Source organism: Pseudomonas sp. G2-4, from assembly GCF_030064125.1.
Lineage (GTDB): Bacteria > Pseudomonadota > Gammaproteobacteria > Pseudomonadales > Pseudomonadaceae > Aquipseudomonas.
In genome coordinates this window covers 3,527,395-3,543,879 of the sequence record NZ_CP125957.1, presented here as the reverse complement: position 1 = coordinate 3,543,879, position 16,485 = coordinate 3,527,395, and the positions used below count along the sequence as shown (strand labels likewise).

General features: G+C 58.0%; 14 protein-coding genes and 1 tRNA gene. 7 read left to right on the top strand and 8 right to left on the bottom strand.

Annotation, left to right across the window (positions count from 1 at the left end; all coding sequences use genetic code 11):
• Nucleotides 1–66 precede the first annotated feature (66 nt).
• The gene (locus tag QNH97_RS15370; protein ID WP_283552768.1) at nt 67–321 is read right to left on the bottom strand and encodes a DUF6555 family protein; all 255 of its coding nucleotides are present in this window, start codon (nt 319–321) and stop codon (nt 67–69) included.
• A 195-nt stretch (nt 322–516) separates the two neighbouring features.
• Between QNH97_RS15370 and QNH97_RS15365 the strand changes: the two genes are divergently transcribed.
• The gene (locus QNH97_RS15365) at nt 517–1,416 is read left to right on the top strand and encodes a polysaccharide deacetylase family protein (RefSeq protein WP_283552767.1); all 900 of its coding nucleotides are present in this window, start codon (nt 517–519) and stop codon (nt 1,414–1,416) included.
• 38 nt (nt 1,417–1,454) lie between these two features.
• On the opposite strand, the gene QNH97_RS15360 is transcribed toward QNH97_RS15365, so the two are convergent.
• The 3 genes from QNH97_RS15360 to QNH97_RS15350 form a co-directional block, all read right to left on the bottom strand.
• Nucleotides 1,455–3,251, bottom strand: a complete 1,797-nt coding sequence (locus QNH97_RS15360) for a DAHL domain-containing sensor histidine kinase (protein WP_283552766.1) — start codon at nt 3,249–3,251, stop codon at nt 1,455–1,457.
• A 269-nt stretch (nt 3,252–3,520) separates the two neighbouring features.
• A complete protein-coding gene (locus QNH97_RS15355; protein WP_283552765.1) occupies nt 3,521–4,375 on the bottom strand; it encodes an SPFH domain-containing protein in 855 nt (284 codons plus the stop codon).
• 124 nt (nt 4,376–4,499) lie between these two features.
• Nucleotides 4,500–4,587 (bottom strand) — tRNA-Ser (locus tag QNH97_RS15350).
• Nucleotides 4,588–4,711: 124 nt separating this feature from the next.
• Here QNH97_RS15350 and QNH97_RS15345 point away from each other — a divergent pair.
• Nucleotides 4,712–5,383, top strand: coding sequence for a Bax inhibitor-1/YccA family protein (locus QNH97_RS15345; protein WP_025213780.1), 672 nt, complete (start codon nt 4,712–4,714; stop codon nt 5,381–5,383).
• Between the two features lie 213 nt (nt 5,384–5,596).
• On the opposite strand, the gene QNH97_RS15340 is transcribed toward QNH97_RS15345, so the two are convergent.
• The gene (locus QNH97_RS15340; RefSeq protein ID WP_283552764.1) at nt 5,597–7,336 is read right to left on the bottom strand and encodes a phosphoethanolamine transferase CptA; all 1,740 of its coding nucleotides are present in this window, start codon (nt 7,334–7,336) and stop codon (nt 5,597–5,599) included.
• Between the two features lie 396 nt (nt 7,337–7,732).
• The gene (locus QNH97_RS15335; protein ID WP_018601582.1) at nt 7,733–7,906 is read right to left on the bottom strand and encodes a DUF6026 family protein; all 174 of its coding nucleotides are present in this window, start codon (nt 7,904–7,906) and stop codon (nt 7,733–7,735) included.
• A gap of 273 nt (nt 7,907–8,179) precedes the next feature.
• Between QNH97_RS15335 and gnd the strand changes: the two genes are divergently transcribed.
• From gnd to nhaA, 4 genes are all read left to right on the top strand, one after another.
• Nucleotides 8,180–9,160, top strand: coding sequence for a phosphogluconate dehydrogenase (NAD(+)-dependent, decarboxylating) (gene gnd / locus QNH97_RS15330; RefSeq protein ID WP_283552763.1), 981 nt, complete (start codon nt 8,180–8,182; stop codon nt 9,158–9,160).
• Complete coding sequence (gene zwf, locus QNH97_RS15325) at nt 9,157–10,677, top strand: glucose-6-phosphate dehydrogenase (RefSeq protein WP_283552762.1); 1,521 nt, start codon at nt 9,157–9,159, stop codon at nt 10,675–10,677. The genes gnd and zwf overlap by 4 nt, the downstream gene beginning before the upstream one ends.
• A complete protein-coding gene (locus tag QNH97_RS15320; protein ID WP_283552761.1) occupies nt 10,674–11,495 on the top strand; it encodes an HAD family hydrolase in 822 nt (273 codons plus the stop codon). The genes zwf and QNH97_RS15320 overlap by 4 nt, the downstream gene beginning before the upstream one ends.
• A 240-nt stretch (nt 11,496–11,735) precedes the next feature.
• Nucleotides 11,736–12,917, top strand: coding sequence for a Na+/H+ antiporter NhaA (gene nhaA / locus QNH97_RS15315; RefSeq protein WP_283557494.1), 1,182 nt, complete (start codon nt 11,736–11,738; stop codon nt 12,915–12,917).
• A 101-nt stretch (nt 12,918–13,018) separates the two neighbouring features.
• Here nhaA and QNH97_RS15310 read toward each other — a convergent pair whose 3' ends face one another.
• Both QNH97_RS15310 and QNH97_RS15305 read right to left on the bottom strand, forming a co-directional pair.
• Entirely contained in the window at nt 13,019–14,308 is a 1,290-nt protein-coding gene (locus tag QNH97_RS15310; RefSeq protein WP_283552760.1) for an NHL repeat-containing protein, read from the bottom strand.
• Between the two features lie 186 nt (nt 14,309–14,494).
• Nucleotides 14,495–14,761, bottom strand: a complete 267-nt coding sequence (locus QNH97_RS15305; protein WP_283552759.1) for a hypothetical protein — start codon at nt 14,759–14,761, stop codon at nt 14,495–14,497.
• Between the two features lie 340 nt (nt 14,762–15,101).
• On the opposite strand from QNH97_RS15305, the gene QNH97_RS15300 reads away from it, so the two are divergent.
• Nucleotides 15,102–16,427 (top strand): sigma-54 dependent transcriptional regulator, encoded by a 1,326-nt coding sequence (locus QNH97_RS15300; RefSeq protein WP_283552758.1) that lies wholly within the window; start codon nt 15,102–15,104, stop codon nt 16,425–16,427.
• The last annotated feature ends 58 nt before the right edge of the window (nt 16,428–16,485 follow it).

Below are 16,485 nucleotides of genomic sequence, written 5' to 3'. Positions count from 1 at the left end.
TCGGGTCTGTCGAAGAATCCGGCGCACGGCTGGACAACCGGTACGCCGGAAACTGTGTTCTCTAAGTCAGCCGGACTCCTTGATCCAGGACGGTGCGACGCTCGCTCGCCAGCGCACGTCGGTAATACCGTATTTTTCAGCCAGGGGTTTTGAAACCCGCTTGACCTTTTCCCGCCCGAATTTGGGTATGCGCCCGACACCCGCATCGCAACTGGCCCAATGCCAAGCTTCGGAGTTATTCATCAGTTCAGCGCGAATGATGAATGACTTGGGCTCGCCATGGAGCACGTAGTCGATGATGTAAAGCGATGGCCCGCCCATAAATCCTCCCTAATTAGTTCTATACGGATGGATGCGGAGCGGTGCGGAAAATTCCATCGGATTTCCAGGCGGTCATGAACAGACCGGTGCTCCCTGTCAGGAACCAAACCCAGTTAACCTTCTCCAAGGTGAGCTTCAAGACCGTGGGCCAGGGATCAAAGGCACAGCAGTGCGGCATCTTATTTAAGGCAAAACATGAAAATCTTCGCCAGGGCCCTGGCTCTCGTAGCGCTTGCCACCGGTCTGTCGGGATGTATCGGTCGACCCATCGAACTGACTCCGCAGACCGAGCAAAACCTGCGGGCACAACCGCCGATTCGTTTCTTGCTCACATTCGATGATGGCCCCAGCGCTTCGCGCTTCTGGAATCCTAGCCAGGCGGTCTTGGACGCACTCATGGATAATCCGGTGCAGCCGGGGATCAAGGCGGTCTTCTTTGTTCAAACCCGTGCGCCACGGGCTGGCGGAAGTGATATCGGCCGTTCATTGATGCGCCGTGAGCAGCAAGAAGGCCACGTGCTGGGCTTTCATACGGCGACCTATTGGCACACCAATCACCGGTTCCTGAATCCTGACGAGCTGGAGCAGTCACTGGTCAATGGCGCTGCCGACATCGCGGCGGTCACCGGTGCGGCGCCTAGCCTGGTGAGGCCGCCGTTCTGGAGCTACGACAGACGTACCTTTGCCGCCTACAAGCGCCATGGACTGCACGTATTGCTCACCGACCTGAGCGCCAACGATGGCAAGGTCTGGGGGATCACCCTCAGCCCGCGACGGCGAATGAACCTGACGCGCCAGCTCTCCGAAGTACGCGAGCGCATCGCCGCAGGACAGCTGCCGACGGTTGATGGGGTGATTCCGGTGGTCGTCACCTTCCACGACCTCAACCGCTATACCGCCCGTCACACTCGGGAGTACCTGCAGATCCTGCTCGACGCTGCCCGTGCCACGGGCGTGAGGACCGACGCCAGGCCATTCTATGATGACCGCCAGGCGTTGGAGCGAGCGGCTATGGTTCGCACGGTCAAGAACACCACCCAGCCTGTGCACTTGCCGGGTTTGTGGGATTGGCTGTGGGATTCGGATTCCCACTGAGACGCTTTCATGCATGTGGTTGTCAGGTTCAACCCTGATCAGGGGCGCGCCAGTTCCAGCGGAATTTCCAGGGTGAACTGCGCTCCGTGCCCCGGCCCGTCGCTATGGACGTGGAGCCGCCCATTCATTTCAACCGCTGCCAACGCACAACTGTGCAGGCCGAATCCGTGGCCGTCCTTGCGGGTGGTGAACCCGTGGTTGAAGATTCGTGCCAGGTTATCGGGCGCAATGCCTTCGCCGCGATCCTGAACGCTGAGGCACAGCGTCGTTTGATCGAGGGTCCGGATGCCCAATGTCATTTCCCGCGGGTGGCCGCTAACGTGAGACATCGCGAATTTGGCATTGCTGATGAGGTTGATCAGGATCAACAGCAACCGGTGCTTGTCACCCCGTATGGGAGGGATGTCCTGGTAATCCTTGATAACGGTGACGTGATGCCGGCTCAGTGCACCCGAGTTCATGCGTAGCGCATCTTCGAACAGGTCACTGACATTGAGCTCTTCGATTAGCCTGGCGGCTCCGGCATAGGTTTGTTGGGTGGTGACGATTTCCTTGATGTGGTCGATGCTTTTGGTCAGTTGCGCCAGCTCTTCGATCAGCAGTGTTTGTTCGGCAGCGATGGAGTCGACCAGTTCATTGAAGTAGCGGGGCAACAACCGGCCCTTTTCGTCCTGGGTGATGAAACGGCCCAGGTCGTCGGCGTGTTCATTCATCATTTTTACTGCTTTTCCGAGGCCCAGGGTCTTACTGCTCCTTAACTTGCGCGTTACAAGGTCCGCTGAAATATTTACGCTGTTGAGCACATTCCCGACGTTGTGCAGCACGTTCGTGGCAATCTCGGCCATGCCCGCCATCCGTGCGGCGTCCATCAGTTCGCGTTCGGCCTCCTTCAGCTCGCGAGTGCGCTCTTGTACTCGCTCCTCAAGCCGCTCATTGGACGATTGCAGTTCGTGATTGATCTGGTTGATGACGGCGTAGCTGCGAACCAGCCGCACGGCCAGATAGATCATGAAAAACGCCATGAGGCTGGCACACACGGCCAGATAACTATGATATTGACGGTCCGTTGCGGCTGTCCTGCGTTGGGTCTCGTTCAACAGCTCATTGATGTTGTCCAGTTCCTGGGCAACTGGAATAACGCTGATGCGGTCAAGCAGGTCATTGACGACGGGTTGTTCCTCGATAATGGATTTGACGTGCTGGGTCAGGGTGATGAAAAGGGGGCGAGAGGTCGTAGGCAACTGGTCGATGTATTGTTCCAGTTCGCTGAGTTGGCGCTGCGCTTCCCGGGCCTTGTCCGAAGTGACATAAAGTGCGTATTCCAGCGTCGTCAACGTCAGCTCAAGAACACTGGAGGCCGCGGTTTGACGTTCTGCAGGACTTTCGAACGTCATCTCTTTAAGCAGGGTTTGAATGTTGTCTTCAGTAATTGGCAGTGCATCGAGGGCGGTGCGTAGATTGGCGTTGTGTTGCTGGAATTGATCGACCAGTGCAGTTTTGTTCTTCACCGCATCCACATAACCTTGTCGCCTCGACGCCCAAAGAGCCGCCAGGGGGCCAGAATTATTGAGCTGTTCCAACTGCAGCCATCGATCGGCCGCCGCTGGAGGCGGTACCAGCGACAGGTTGTTGCTGACGCCGATTTTTTTCCTGAGGATTTTGACGTTCCAGTTGGCGTCGGATTGCTTGAGCTGGCGAATGAAGTCACGGGATTCAAAGTAGGTCGATGAGTCGTACGTGTATGACTTGATCAAAAAGAATATCAGCGCGGAAAAGGCAACAAGCGCAACAGCCAATAAGGCGGGCCATTTATATTTTTTGATAATGGTCGTCACACTATTCTCCCGTTCAGAACGATTGGCGAAGGAGTCGGTGAGTTCCCGAGTAGGGAGAAGTGCTCAAGACGTGAGTCGCAGAGGGGGCAATCTAATCGGCGTATCGATGGTTGCGTCAGCTTGCTTTGGCCTGGGTACACGTTGAGCTCCCTGCAAACGGTGAACGTCGTGTTCATTAGTCAGGTGAGTGTAGCGTTAGCGAGACGGTTACTGCCGTGGGGGGGCTTCGCCAGGAAGGGGGGCGCGGCCAGGACTGGCCGCGCCTGGGGTTACTTGATGTCGATGAAGGGGAGGGTGCTGTTCGGCAGTACGGTGGTGGGTAGCACACCATTCCAGCGCTCGGCCTTGGTCAGTTCCACCAGGTTCTGGTTGCTGGCCAGGGCCTGGGCCCGTGCCTTGATAGCCTCGGCCTCAGCCTTTCCGCGCAATTCGGTGGCCTGTGCATCCGCTTTGGCCTGGGCCACTTGCGAGTCGGCCTCCGCCTGGGCCTGGGTCACACGAATCTGGGCTTGAACCTGCTCGGTGGCGAGTTGTTGCTCGCGGGTCTTCACCTGTACTTCCGCCGCCATGCGCGCCTCGATGGCTTTTTCATAGGCGTCACTGAAGTCGATGTTCTCGACTTGGACGCTGTCGATGATCACAGGCCCGGTAATGGTGGCCTTGATGGCGCTGGAAATATCGTTGACCAGTTGCACGCGGTTCTGCACGGCGGCCACGGCGTTGAATTTGCCGAATACGTTTTCCACCTGTGTCGGCACCTGGCGGCTGATCATCCGGTCGCGGATGCCTTCAAGGTCCTTGAACTGGGTATAGACCTTCGCCACATCGGAAGGCGCGATGTGCCAGGAGACGGATACTTTCAGCTGCGCGGACTGTTGGTCCTTGCTGTAGGCCTGGAGGTCTTCATAGGAGGTGACCTGGCTCTGCGTACTGATCAAGCGTACCGACTCGATAAACGGCATTTTGAATGACAACCCCGGTTCCACCACCCCGACCAATGCACCGTTGCGCAGCAGCACGCCGCGCTCGGTTTCGTCGACCGTGTACCAACTGCCAAAGAAGACGCATAGCAGGACGACGCCTATGACTGCTGCAACAAGAGAGCTGATGGTTTTACTGGTCACGTTTCTTTCCTTGAGCGGTTGGGTAGGTTTTGCCATAGCTGTGTACCTATGCTGGAGCCGGGCTGGCATTCTGAACGCCAGACACGAAAAAGCCCTGAATAATCAGGGCTTTTTCGTATAAAGATGGCGGAGGCGATGGGATTCGAACTCATGGACCTGTTACAGTCGACGGTTTTCAAGACCGTTGCCTTAAACCACTCGGCCACACCTCCGTGTTGCGTTGCGGGCGCCATAATACCGGAATGAAACACACTGTCAAACTCTCTACGTAGCTTGTTACAGAGCGTCTGTTATGATCCTTGCCACTGAATGTTTCAAAACCGGAGGAGTGTCGCCATGCGCGAACAGGATTACGCAGTGAACAACAGCGTGCAGGCTGAGCAGCTAGAGGTTAGCCGCGTCCTGCGCAACACATATGGCCTGCTGGCACTCACGCTCGCTTTCAGCGGTGTGATGGCCTACGTCGCACAACAGATGCGTGTGGGTTACCCAAACATCTTCGTGGTGCTGATCGGTTTCTATGGCCTTTTCTTCCTCACCAACAAGCTTCGCGATTCGGCCTGGGGCCTGGTATCGGCCTTCGCCCTGACCGGTTTCATGGGCTTCCTGCTCGGCCCGATCCTCAACCGCTACCTGCAGATGCAGGGCGGCGCCGAAGTGGTCAGTTCGGCCTTCGCCATGACCGCGCTGGTATTTGGCGGACTGTCGGCCTACGTGCTGATCTCCCGCAAGGACATGAGCTTCCTGGGTGGTTTCATCACCGCCGGGTTCTTCGTGTTGATGGGCGCTGTGCTGGCCAGCTTCTTCTTCCAGATCAGCGGCCTGCAACTGGCGATCAGCGCCGGCTTCGTGCTGTTCTCGTCGGTCTGCATCCTGTACCAGACCAGCGCCATCATCCATGGCGGCGAGCGCAACTACATCATGGCGACCGTCAGCCTGTATGTATCGATCTACAACCTGTTCGTCAGCTTGCTGCAGCTGTTCGGCCTGATGGGTCGCGACGACTGATTGCATTTACGATGAGGGAAAAGCCCGCTTCGCAGGCTGCGTGACAACCTGGCAATCTGGTGGCTGGTTAAAGAAAATGCCCGTATCGAAAGATTACGGGCATTTTTTTATGGACTATACCCAAGTTTGGCTGGGCACCAAGTCGCAATACAGCTTAATCCTGAAAGTAACGGGTTAGGTGTCAACCATGTCCCCGCACATTTCCGATTCCGGTTATTTCTGTACAACCTCGGTCACTGGTGTCTTGGGTTTCATCAGACTGAAGTCGATCAGCCCTTTACGCTGGCTTTCATAGGGGTTGCCGATCAGCAGCGGCCGGGCCGTGAAGTTGTCGCTGACCAGGCTCTTGCTACGGTCCAGCTCATCAAAGCTCAAGCCCGCCATGTCTGCCCAGGTGTGGATCAGGTGAGAGCTGCTGTAGGGCCGTGACAAGTCGCCAGCAAAGTTCCAGTCATGGCTTTCGCGCCACTTGGGCGAGGCCCAGGCCATGAACGGAATGGTGTACATCGGCGCGGTCGGCTTGGCTTCGTTGCGGCCCAAGGTGCTATGGCCCAGCGAATCGAACACGTCTTCACCATGGTCCGACAGATACAGCAGGAAGCCGTTAGGGTCGGTCTTGGCGTAGTCCTTGATCAGGCTGGACACCACGAAATCGTTGTACAGCACCGCGTTATCGTAGCTGTTGTAGGTCGGGACCTGATTGTCCCGTACACCGGCTGGCACGCCTTGGCGATCAGTGAACTTGTTGAAGGTCGGCGGATACCGGTACTGATAGCTCATGTGGGTGCCGAGCAGATGCACCACGATCAGCTTGCGCGGTGCGCTGTCGGTCAGGGCCTTGTTGAACGGCTCGATCACGTCGCCATCGTACTGCGCGGCGTTCTGGTTGCGGTTGTTGTTCAGGTACACCTGCTCATCGGCCTGTTGAGAGAAGGTCGTGAGCATGGTGTTGCGCTTGGTCATCGTCTGCTGGTTGGTTATCCAGAACGTCTTGTAGCCGGCCTGCTTCATCATGCTCACCAGCGATGGCGTGCTCAGGTACAGATCCGGGTTCTCCTCGTCAGCGAACGTCAGCACTTGCTGCAGCGCTTCGATGGTGTAGGGGCGCGGGGTGATGACGTTGTCGAAAACCGAAAGCTGGTCCTTGAGCTTGTCCAGCTCCGGCGTGGTTTCCCTTGGATAACCATAAAGGCTCATGCGCTGGCGGTTGGTGGATTCGCCGATCACCAGCACCAGGGTCGCCGGCTGGTTGGCCGTGGCATCCTTGAGGTGGCTTAATGGCTTGATCTTGCTGGCGCTGTGCAGCATGCCTTGCATGTTTTCCAGCTGTTCGCCGTAGCGACGATAAGCCACCAGCATCTGCCATGGCACCGCGGGCTCGATGCGATCTTCGAATTTCTCCAGGCCGCGGGCGAAGGTGCCGGTGCGCAGGGTCTGCTTGGTCAGCGGATAGCCGACCACAGCCACTATGATCACGACCGCTGCCACCCAGGCCCGCCCTCGGGACAGGTACACCGGACGCAGCCGAGTCCAGAGCCAGTACCCGACAGCGGTGTGAGCCAGGAAGGCCGCTACCATCCACCAGGCAAAATACTGAGTCATGTACTCGCCAGCTTCAGAGATGTTCGATTCGAACATGATGAAGATGACGCTTTGGGAGAATTCCTGCTGATAAATGAAGAAGTAACCCAGGCTGGCCATGGAGCAGGCCCACAGCACCACGCCAATCAATGCAGCGAGCACGCGCGTACGGGCGGGGAATAGCAGCATGGGCGCCAGCCACACGGCACTCATCAGGAGCGCCTGGCGAAACCCCGTGAAGCCAGAAGTGCCGGTCAGCAGAATGAGCAGTTGGGTAATACCCGAGAAGTACCAGAAAAACAGAAAAAGCCAGCCGAACCCGGCCCAGTCGAAACTTTTCGCAGTCGTTTTGCTGCGTTTGAACAAACTCATCAAGCGCTCCAGCCGTCATTGACGAAGCCTTTGGCACCCCGATGGGGGTCCACAGGCATACGCCGAACTATCTTAAGAGGCCGGGAGTATCGCGGTAGGGGTGTGAAAACTTTGTGAGTTTTTTTGATACAAAATGATGGGCCGGACGCGAATCACCCGAGGTGATTTATCTGTAGCGGGGGCTTATCTGTGGCCAGGGGATTTATCCCCGTCGGGATGCGCAGCAACCCTAACAGGTCGCTGATCAGCCTGGCAGGCTGAACACGCAGGATCGGGACCGCTACGCAGTCCAGCGGGAATAAAATCCCCGCGCCACCAGTGCGCATGCCGGGCTTACAGGGAAGTGACACCGATGTGGCCAGGGTCACTTCCTGATGCTGTACCTCTAGGGTGCAGTTACCGAGCCAGCGACTGGCTTTGGTGGGGTAGCTGTGCGTGTTGCAACTGCATGCGCAACTGCATCACTTCATCAAGCAGTAGATCACGCTCTTCCTTGAGTAGGCGTAATTCGTCGCGACGAATGGTCACATAAAGGGTTTGGGGAGGACGTGCGGTAACGACAGGGCCCATTGCTCACCTCGCAAATGGCTACATCAACTATAGAGATGCCGCCAGTTTTTGGTCGACACCTCTACTATCGGCGCCGATTCTGATTTCTTTTGCTTGTGATTGGAACTTTTTTATTTTTCATGGTCGCTGTGTCTTCGGCCGGATCTTGAGCGTTATCCCTTGTGATCGCTCGAATTACCCGGAAACTATGCAGCAATGCTCTGGACTAACCTCCACCTGTCGTACGAGCTAAATTTTTGTCTTACCTTTATTTGTAGTAGGGAGCATCAGTACATGCAACTCGGGATTATTGGACTGGGCCGCATGGGCGGCAATATTGCGCGGCGCCTGATGCTCAATGGGCACACCACCGTGGTCTATGACCGCAATGCCGCTTTTGTCGAAAACCTGAGCCAGGAAGGCGCCACAGGCGTAACCGATCTGCCTGCGTTGGTCGCCGGCCTCGAGAAACCGCGGGCGGTCTGGGTCATGCTGCCGGCGGGGGCGCCCACGGAGGACACAATCACCGTCCTCAGCGGATTGCTTGAGCCAGGCGATGTGATCATCGACGGCGGTAATACGTACTACAAGGACGACATCCGTCGCGCCCATGCCCTGCTGGAAAAAGGCCTGAGCTACATTGACGTCGGTACCTCCGGCGGCGTTTGGGGACTGGAACGCGGCTACTGCATGATGATCGGTGGTGACGCCGAAGTGGTTAAGCGCCTGGACCCACTGTTCGCCAGTTTGGCGCCAGGCATGGGCGATATCCCGCGCACCCGCGACCGTCAGTCCGACGACGACCGTGCCGAACGCGGCTACATCCACGCGGGCCCGGCGGGCGCCGGGCATTTTGTGAAGATGATTCACAACGGCATTGAATACGGCATGATGCAGGCCTTCGCCGAAGGCTTTGACATCCTCAAGACCAAAGCCAGTGAAAGCCTGCCGCCGGAACAACGTTTCGACCTGAATGTGGCCGATATCGCCGAAGTCTGGCGGCGCGGCAGTGTGGTTTCCTCCTGGTTGCTGGACCTGACTGCCGACGCACTGGCCAGCGATCCGCAACTGGACGGTTTTTCCGGTGAGGTCGCCGACAGCGGAGAAGGGCGCTGGACCATCGAGGCAGCCATTGAGCAAGCGGTGCCGGTCCCGGTGCTGTCCAGCTCGCTCTTTGCCCGTTTCCGCTCGCGCCAGCAAAGCACCTATGGCGACAAAATGCTCTCGGCCATGCGCTTCGGCTTTGGCGGCCACGTGGAGACGCCTAAAAAATGACCTCGATCGGCAGCAAATCCAAGGCAGAACCCGCGCCGCCGACCACGCTGTTCCTGTTCGGTGCCCATGGTGATCTGGTCAAGCGCCTGCTGATGCCGGCGCTTTACCACCTCAGTCGTGATGGTTTGCTCGGCGATGGGCTGCGGATCATCGGGGTCGACCACAACGCCATAAGCGATGTGGACTTTGCCAGGAAACTCGAGGACTTCATCCGTCACGAAGCGGCGAACAAGGGCGGCGATGCCGACCGGGCGCTCGACCCGGTGCTGTGGGCCAAATTGGCCACGGGCATCAGCTACGTCCAGGGTGATTTTCTCGATGACAGCACGTATCAGGCGCTGGCGGCGAAAATCGCCGCCAGCGGCACCGGCAATGCGGTTTTCTACCTGGCGACCGCGCCGCGCTTTTTCAGTGAAGTGGTTAGTCGCCTTGGCGCGGCCGGATTGCTTCAGGAGCAGGAGGATGCCTTCCGGCGGGTGGTGATCGAGAAGCCATTCGGCTCCGACTTGCAAACCGCAGAAGCGCTGAACGCCTGCCTGCTCAAGGTCATGAGCGAGAAACAGATCTATCGGATCGACCATTACTTGGGCAAGGAGACGGTGCAGAATATTCTGGTCAGCCGCTTCTCAAACAGTTTGTTCGAGGCCTTCTGGAATAACCACTACATCGATCACGTTCAAATCACCGCTGCCGAAACCGTCGGCGTGGAAACCCGTGGCAGTTTTTATGAACACACCGGCGCCCTGCGGGACATGGTGCCCAACCACTTGTTCCAGTTGCTCGCGATGGTGGCCATGGAGCCGCCCGCAGCGTTTGGTGCAGACGCGGTACGCGGCGAAAAGGCCAAGGTGGTCGGAGCTATCCGGCCTTGGTCGTTGGAACAGGCGCGCGCCAACTCCATACGAGGCCAGTACACAGCGGGTGAAGTCGCAGGCAAGGCGGTCAAAGGCTATCGTGAGGAAGCGAATGTGGCCTCCGACAGCAGCACCGAAACCTATGTCGCCCTCAAGGTCATGATCGATAACTGGCGGTGGGTGGGTGTGCCGTTTTACCTGCGCACTGGCAAACGCATGAGCGTGCGGGATACGGAAATCGTCATCTGCTTCAAGCCGGCACCTTACGCGCAGTTCCGTGATACCGAGGTCGACGAATTGGAACCTACGTACTTGAGAATCCAGATTCAACCCAATGAAGGCATGTGGTTCGACCTGCTGGCCAAGCGGCCGGGGCCGGCTCTCGACATGGCGAACATAGAATTGGGCTTTGCCTATAAGGACTTTTTCGAAATGCAGCCGTCCACGGGTTACGAAACCCTGATCTACGATTGCCTGACCGGTGATCAAACGCTGTTCCAGCGCGCCGACAACATTGAAAACGGCTGGCGCGCCGTACAACCATTCCTCGATGCCTGGCAGCAGGACGCCACGGTCCAGCCCTATCAGGCCGGTGAAGACGGTCCATCGACCGCCAATGACCTGCTGACCCGCGACGGCCGCGTCTGGCATGGCCTCGGATGAGTGATCAGGTGAAGTACCCCATTCGCTTCTTGCTCAGTGACATGGACGGCACTTTGCTGCTGCCGGACCACAGCCTCAACCAGCGCACCGTCGAAGCCGTTCGCTCATTGCGTGAGGCTGGTGTGCTGTTCAGCCTGGCCACCGGGCGGCCGCCCCGGGCGATGCTGCAGCAGATCGAGGCCCTGGGCGTCGACCTGCCCACGGCGGCGTTCAATGGCGGTACGCTGGTTCATCCTGACGGCAGTTTCCTGGCCGTGCATTACCTGCCACCTGAGGCCGCACTGACCACGCTGGCGTTGTACGCCGATCAACCTGGCATTGAGGTCTGGGTATTTGCCGACGGCGACTGGCTGGTGCGTGACGCCAATGGGCCGATGGTTCCGATTGAAACCCGGGGCCTGGGCTATCCGCCGGTGCAGGTCGACAGCTTCGAACCCTACCTGGAGCGTATCGACAAGATCGTTGCCACCAGTGCCAACACGGATCTATTGGTGGAGCTGGAGGCGCGGTTGCATCCGCTGCTCAAGGGCCAGGCCCAGGTATCGCGTTCGCAACCGATCTATCTGGATGTGACAGCGATGCAGGCCAACAAAGGCGAAGCGCTGTCGACCCTGGCGGCGTTCCTGGATGTGCCGCTGGAGCAAACAGCTGCCATGGGCGACGGTGGTAATGATCCGGCGATGTTCCATCGCGCGGGATTGTCGATTGCCATGGGGCAGGCGGAGGAGGCGATCAAGCGTCAGGCCGATGTCATTACCGCAGCCGTTACCGAAGATGGCGCTGCCTTGGCGATAGAGCGCTACATTCTGGCTCGATAAGCATCAAGCACATCCCTTGCGTGAGCCGCCGCGGCTGGCGATGCCGCAGACATGCCCAGCATTTACATCGCTTAACTGCCGCCATCGCGAGCAGGCCCGCTTGCACAGTGGGTTTGCCTGCGCGCAGTCAGCCAGGGATTGCGCCTCGGCCAGCATTGTTCCGACAAGTTATAAGACAACTACACGAATCGCCTGAGTATTGAGTAGAATCCGGTGCAGATTGGATTATGGGAGGAAATAATGGGGAATAGCTCAACTCAAGGCGGTGGTTCGCGCACGGCCACGCGGCTGGAACGCTTCATGCGGTCCGAGTCCTCGGGCGGTATCGTGCTCATGCTTTCAGCGCTCGCCGCGCTGATCGTGGCCAACAGCCCCCTTTACTCGACTTACACCAGTGCACTGCATGCCACCTTTTTGGGAATGTCCTTGGAACACTGGGTCAACGATGCGTTGATGGCAGTGTTCTTCCTGTTGGTAGGCCTTGAAATCAAGCGCGAGATGCAGATAGGTGAGTTGGCCAAATGGAGCCAGAGGGCGCTGCCGGGATTCGCTGCGCTGGGGGGGATGGCTGTTCCTGCAATTATCTACGCCTGGATCAATAGACACTCCGCTGAGACGTTGGCAGGTTGGGCCATTCCGGCAGCCACCGACATCGCGTTTGCGTTGGGCGTGCTCTCGCTGCTGGGCAGCAGGGTGCCGATATCGCTGAAGATTTTCCTCTCTGCCCTCGCCATCCTGGATGATTTGGGTGCAGTCGCAATTATCGCTGTGTTTTATACCGCCGGCCTGGATGTGACCATGCTTGCGGCTTCGGCGGGTGTTATCGCTGTAATGCTCATCATGAACAAGGCAGGGGTCATCCGGCTGCTGCCCTACCTGTTACTTGGGGTGTTGTTGTGGGTGCTGGTACTGAAGTCAGGCGTACACGCGACGTTGGCGGGCGTTGCACTCGCATTTTGCATACCGCTGAACAAAGACGCCGATGAAGCGGCGTCACCGTCCCTCAGGCTGGAACAAAAACTGTCGCCTTGGGTTGCGTTCGTCGTCATGCCAATTTTTGGTTTCGCCAATGCCGGTGTGTCTCTGGCTGGGGTATCTATCGGCAATCTGCTTGACCCGGTACCGTTGGGCGTTGCTGCAGGGTTGCTGCTCGGTAAACAAATAGGCGTCTTCACCTTCGCGCTGATTGCAATCAAGACAGGGTTGGGTCAAATGCCGACTCACAGTTCGTGGCGACAGGTATATGGAGTGTCACTGTTGTGCGGGATCGGTTTCACGATGAGCTTGTTCATAGGCAACCTGGCATTTCCCGGCTCTCAGCTCTTGATTGATGAGGTCAAGGTGGGCGTTTTGGCCGGTTCTACGCTGGCCGCTTTGGCGGGCATATTCGTGCTGCGGTTTTGCGTCACTTCGAAGGCATGAATGAAGCCCGCCTGATGGCGGGCTTTTAGTTCATATCAACGTCACTTGAGGAAGCGCAAGAGGCCGGGCACGGGGTATAGCGACTGGCCGGCGCGGTCTGCTCATGCCCAATACCGAGCAACCACTGCTCGATAGTTGCCATGGAGCGAATAGCCGCCTACCAGGATTTTTTCGTCAGCCTGAACGGCGAGGGTGGTGGCGGTGTCCAGGCTGTAACCCATGCGTGTACGGACCCAGCCTTTGCCCTGGGCGAAATCCGGATCAAGGCTGGCGTCCGGCAGATGTCGGGCCAGCACGAAGTCGGCCTCGATACCGCCAATGGTGGCGCCAGCGGTCAGCAGTTTTCCGTCGGGCTGGACGTGGGCTGCGGTCCATTGACTGGCGTTGTTTGCAATCTCCAGAAGCTGGCATTGTCCCTGATTGCAGTGGCGGTCCGGCCTGCCGTCCTGGCTTACTTTCAGGGAGAGGCAATGCATCGGATCGCGGCTGCTGCCGAACGCCTGCAAATCTCCGTTTTTATGTTGGACGACCTGGCTGATCATGACGCTGTGTCCTTGCGTCATGATCGCCAGCATGCCGTCCTCGCCGAAGCTGTCATCCAGTTTGCCGCAGGGATCGTAGCGGGCCATCAAGCCATGCTGGGGCAGGTCGATGGCTCCGCCGACCACGATGTTGCCATCGGCCTGGAGTGTCAGGCAGCCCAGCCAGGTGTTTTTCAGTAAACGCCGGACCATCACAAAGCCGCGACTGTTGAACGAGATATCCAATGCGCCATCGGGCAACAGGCGGATCAGGACGCCGACATGGTCAGACAATTGGTAATGATGGTTAGCCAGCAGGAGAATACGGCCGTCGTCCTGCACGCACATGTCACAGGCTTCAAGGCCCGGTACGCCGGGTGGCAGCCATGGGTCGCGCAGGCCTTGGGAGAGATTGCCGCAGAGCCGGATGACCTGTCGCCCGACGTTGCCGAAGCTGTGGACGGCACGGCCCTGGGGGTCGAACAGCGCCAGGGCCGGAAGGGTGTGGTCGGTGCTTTCGTAATGCAGGCCTGACAACAGGATATGCCCGTCGGGCAATTCAATCACTTTGCCCGCGGTTGCTTCGAAGTCGTGTTCAAAAGAGCCGATGACGCAGCCGCGGCTTCCGAAGCTCGGATCGGTCGAGCCGTCATGATTGAGCCGTGCCAGCCCGAACCGGCTGCCGTGGGCCGTATCGACCCTGGCCGCCACCAGGATCCGCCCAGCGCGGTCAATGGTCAGCCCAGTGGTCCGGCTCGAGGTGCTGTTGGCGAAATGAACCCAGGCTTTACCGCTACTGGCAAAGCCTGGATCAAGCTGCCCGGCGTGAGCCGCGGCCATCGGAAGCGCAAACGCGGATTGATCGAGCATGCATGCCTCTCCTTGCGCGTCGACCGGGCCGGGAGGGCGCGACGTCTGCATGAGGGCAACATTCAATCCTTGAATGCGGCAGTGCACAACTGTCAGGTTCTACAGATGCAGGGGCGATTCGTGCCATAACGATGGCTTTTCGACCCAATACCAAGTCTTCAATCAATAACCGGCTGCCACAGCGTGTTATTCAGGCATGGACCAGGATTGCAGTTTGTAACCTTCCTGGCTCAATTCGGCACGGGCCTGTTTTAACAGGATGGCCAGTTGGGCAGGGTCGGTATAGGCGCTGCTAGGAATCTGAGTGCGGCCAATATGAGTATTGGTGCGGTCGATGACGGTCAGGCTCAATTCGCCGTTACCGTCTTGTGGAGCCCAGGCCACGCATTGAAAAGGACGGAATGCGCGGTCGGCAATCAAAAGAGCTTCGTTGATACGGAGCGGGGCGTTCATGGCATTTTCTCTTAAGTGTGCCCAATCAAATGATCTGCCGCCGGTTGGGCGTACCGTGCGGCTGGTTACTTGTACTGATGCCCTCAACAGGGGGACAGGTCACACAATCTTCAAATAAATTTCGACTTTCTTTCAGACAAGGCTCGCCGGCTTTTGTTTGAAAGCTCCATGAAAGATTTAAGAGGCGGTAACTAACGAACGGGTTGCTTATAACCACTTTGGGGCAGTGTCGATAATCAATTGATACAAGGATGTGTCAAGTTCTTGCTACTGTTACATGCAGGTTAGCCAAACGACTGTTTCTACTCATATTTCTTAATTTTGGCGCCAAGGATCAGTCATGCTCGAAGTCAGTACGTCGCGTCGTCTGCTCGTGGTTGATCCTTGCGATGATTGTCATCGCCTATTGCCCGGTCTACGTACTATCGGTTGGGATGTCGACAGCTGCTCGCTCGAACACGCTGGCGATCGAACCTGCGACGTGGGGCTCTTGCGGTTGCAGCCTTTTCACTTGGAGCGCCCGGAAGCGGTCAAGGAACTGATCAGCCGCAGCGGCACCGAGTGGATCGCCGTGCTTAGCCAGGAAGTGTTGCGCCTGCAAAACGTGGGTGATTTTGTCTGCGAATGGTTCTTCGACTTCCATACCTTGCCGTTCGACGTTTCCCGGGTCCAGGTGACGCTGGGGCGGGCGTTCGGCATGGCCCGCCTGCGAGGGCAGGGTTCAATTCACATTGATCAGCCCGAACATGAACTGCTGGGCGATAGCAAACCGATTCGCGAGTTGCGCAAGTTGTTGAGCAAACTGGCGCCTGCCGAGTCCCCGGTGTTGATTCGAGGCGAGAGTGGCACCGGTAAGGAATTGGTGGCGCGCACGCTGCATTTCCAGTCTCATCGTCGCAATAAACCTTTCATCGCCATCAACTGTGGCGCCATCCCGGAGCACCTTATCCAGTCCGAGTTGTTCGGTCATGAAAAAGGCGCTTTCACTGGCGCTCACCAGCGCAAAATCGGGCGGATTGAAGCGGCCCACGGCGGCACGCTGTTTCTGGATGAAATCGGTGATTTGCCGTTAGAGCTACAGGCTAATCTGCTGCGCTTTTTGCAGGAAAAACATATTGAGCGGGTGGGTGGCAGCCAGCCGATTGCAGTCGATGTGCGGATACTGGCGGCCACGCATGTGGATCTGGAGGCGGCCATCGAACACAAACATTTTCGCGAGGATTTGTACTATCGCCTGAACGTGCTGCAGGTGGCCATGGCGCCCTTGCGTGAACGCCATGGCGACTTGTCGATGCTGGCCCGGCACTTTTCCCATTTCTATAGCCAGGAAACCGGCCGCCGGCCTAGAAGTTTCAGTGAGGATGCGTTGGTGGCCATGGGCAAGCATGATTGGCCGGGCAACGTACGGGAGCTGGCCAACCGAGTTCGTCGCGGCCTGGTGCTGGCCGAAGGGCGGCAGATCGAAGCCCGCGACCTTGGCCTGGCCAGCCCGCACGGTGTCGTTGCACCGATGGGCACCCTCGAGGATTACAAGACCCGCGCCGAGCGCCAAGCGTTGAGCGACGTGCTCAATCGCCATAGCGATAACCTCAGCGTGGCGGCCAGAGTGCTGGGTGTGTCCCGGCCGACTTTTTATCGTCTGCTGCACAAGCATCAAATTCGCTAAGCCAAGCCTGCCTTGCACATTCCATAAATATGGGAGCGAGCTTGCTCGCGATAGCGGT

Excerpts from the sequence above, each read along its gene's own strand:
- QNH97_RS15300 (WP_283552758.1), top strand. The coding sequence starts at position 15,102 with ATGCTCGAAGTCAGTACGTCGCGTCGTCTGCTCGTGGTTGATCCTTGC.
- QNH97_RS15320 (WP_283552761.1), top strand. The coding sequence starts at position 10,674 with ATGAGTGATCAGGTGAAGTACCCCATTCGCTTCTTGCTCAGTGACATG.
- QNH97_RS15370 (WP_283552768.1), bottom strand. The coding sequence starts at position 321 with ATGGGCGGGCCATCGCTTTACATCATCGACTACGTGCTCCATGGCGAG.
- nhaA (WP_283557494.1), top strand. The coding sequence starts at position 11,736 with ATGGGGAATAGCTCAACTCAAGGCGGTGGTTCGCGCACGGCCACGCGG.
- gnd (WP_283552763.1), top strand. The coding sequence starts at position 8,180 with ATGCAACTCGGGATTATTGGACTGGGCCGCATGGGCGGCAATATTGCG.
- QNH97_RS15345 (WP_025213780.1), top strand. The coding sequence starts at position 4,712 with ATGCGCGAACAGGATTACGCAGTGAACAACAGCGTGCAGGCTGAGCAG.
- QNH97_RS15305 (WP_283552759.1), bottom strand. The coding sequence starts at position 14,761 with ATGAACGCCCCGCTCCGTATCAACGAAGCTCTTTTGATTGCCGACCGC.
- QNH97_RS15340 (WP_283552764.1), bottom strand. The coding sequence starts at position 7,336 with ATGAGTTTGTTCAAACGCAGCAAAACGACTGCGAAAAGTTTCGACTGG.
- zwf (WP_283552762.1), top strand. The coding sequence starts at position 9,157 with ATGACCTCGATCGGCAGCAAATCCAAGGCAGAACCCGCGCCGCCGACC.
- QNH97_RS15335 (WP_018601582.1), bottom strand. The coding sequence starts at position 7,906 with ATGGGCCCTGTCGTTACCGCACGTCCTCCCCAAACCCTTTATGTGACC.
- QNH97_RS15310 (WP_283552760.1), bottom strand. The coding sequence starts at position 14,308 with ATGCTCGATCAATCCGCGTTTGCGCTTCCGATGGCCGCGGCTCACGCC.
- QNH97_RS15365 (WP_283552767.1), top strand. The coding sequence starts at position 517 with ATGAAAATCTTCGCCAGGGCCCTGGCTCTCGTAGCGCTTGCCACCGGT.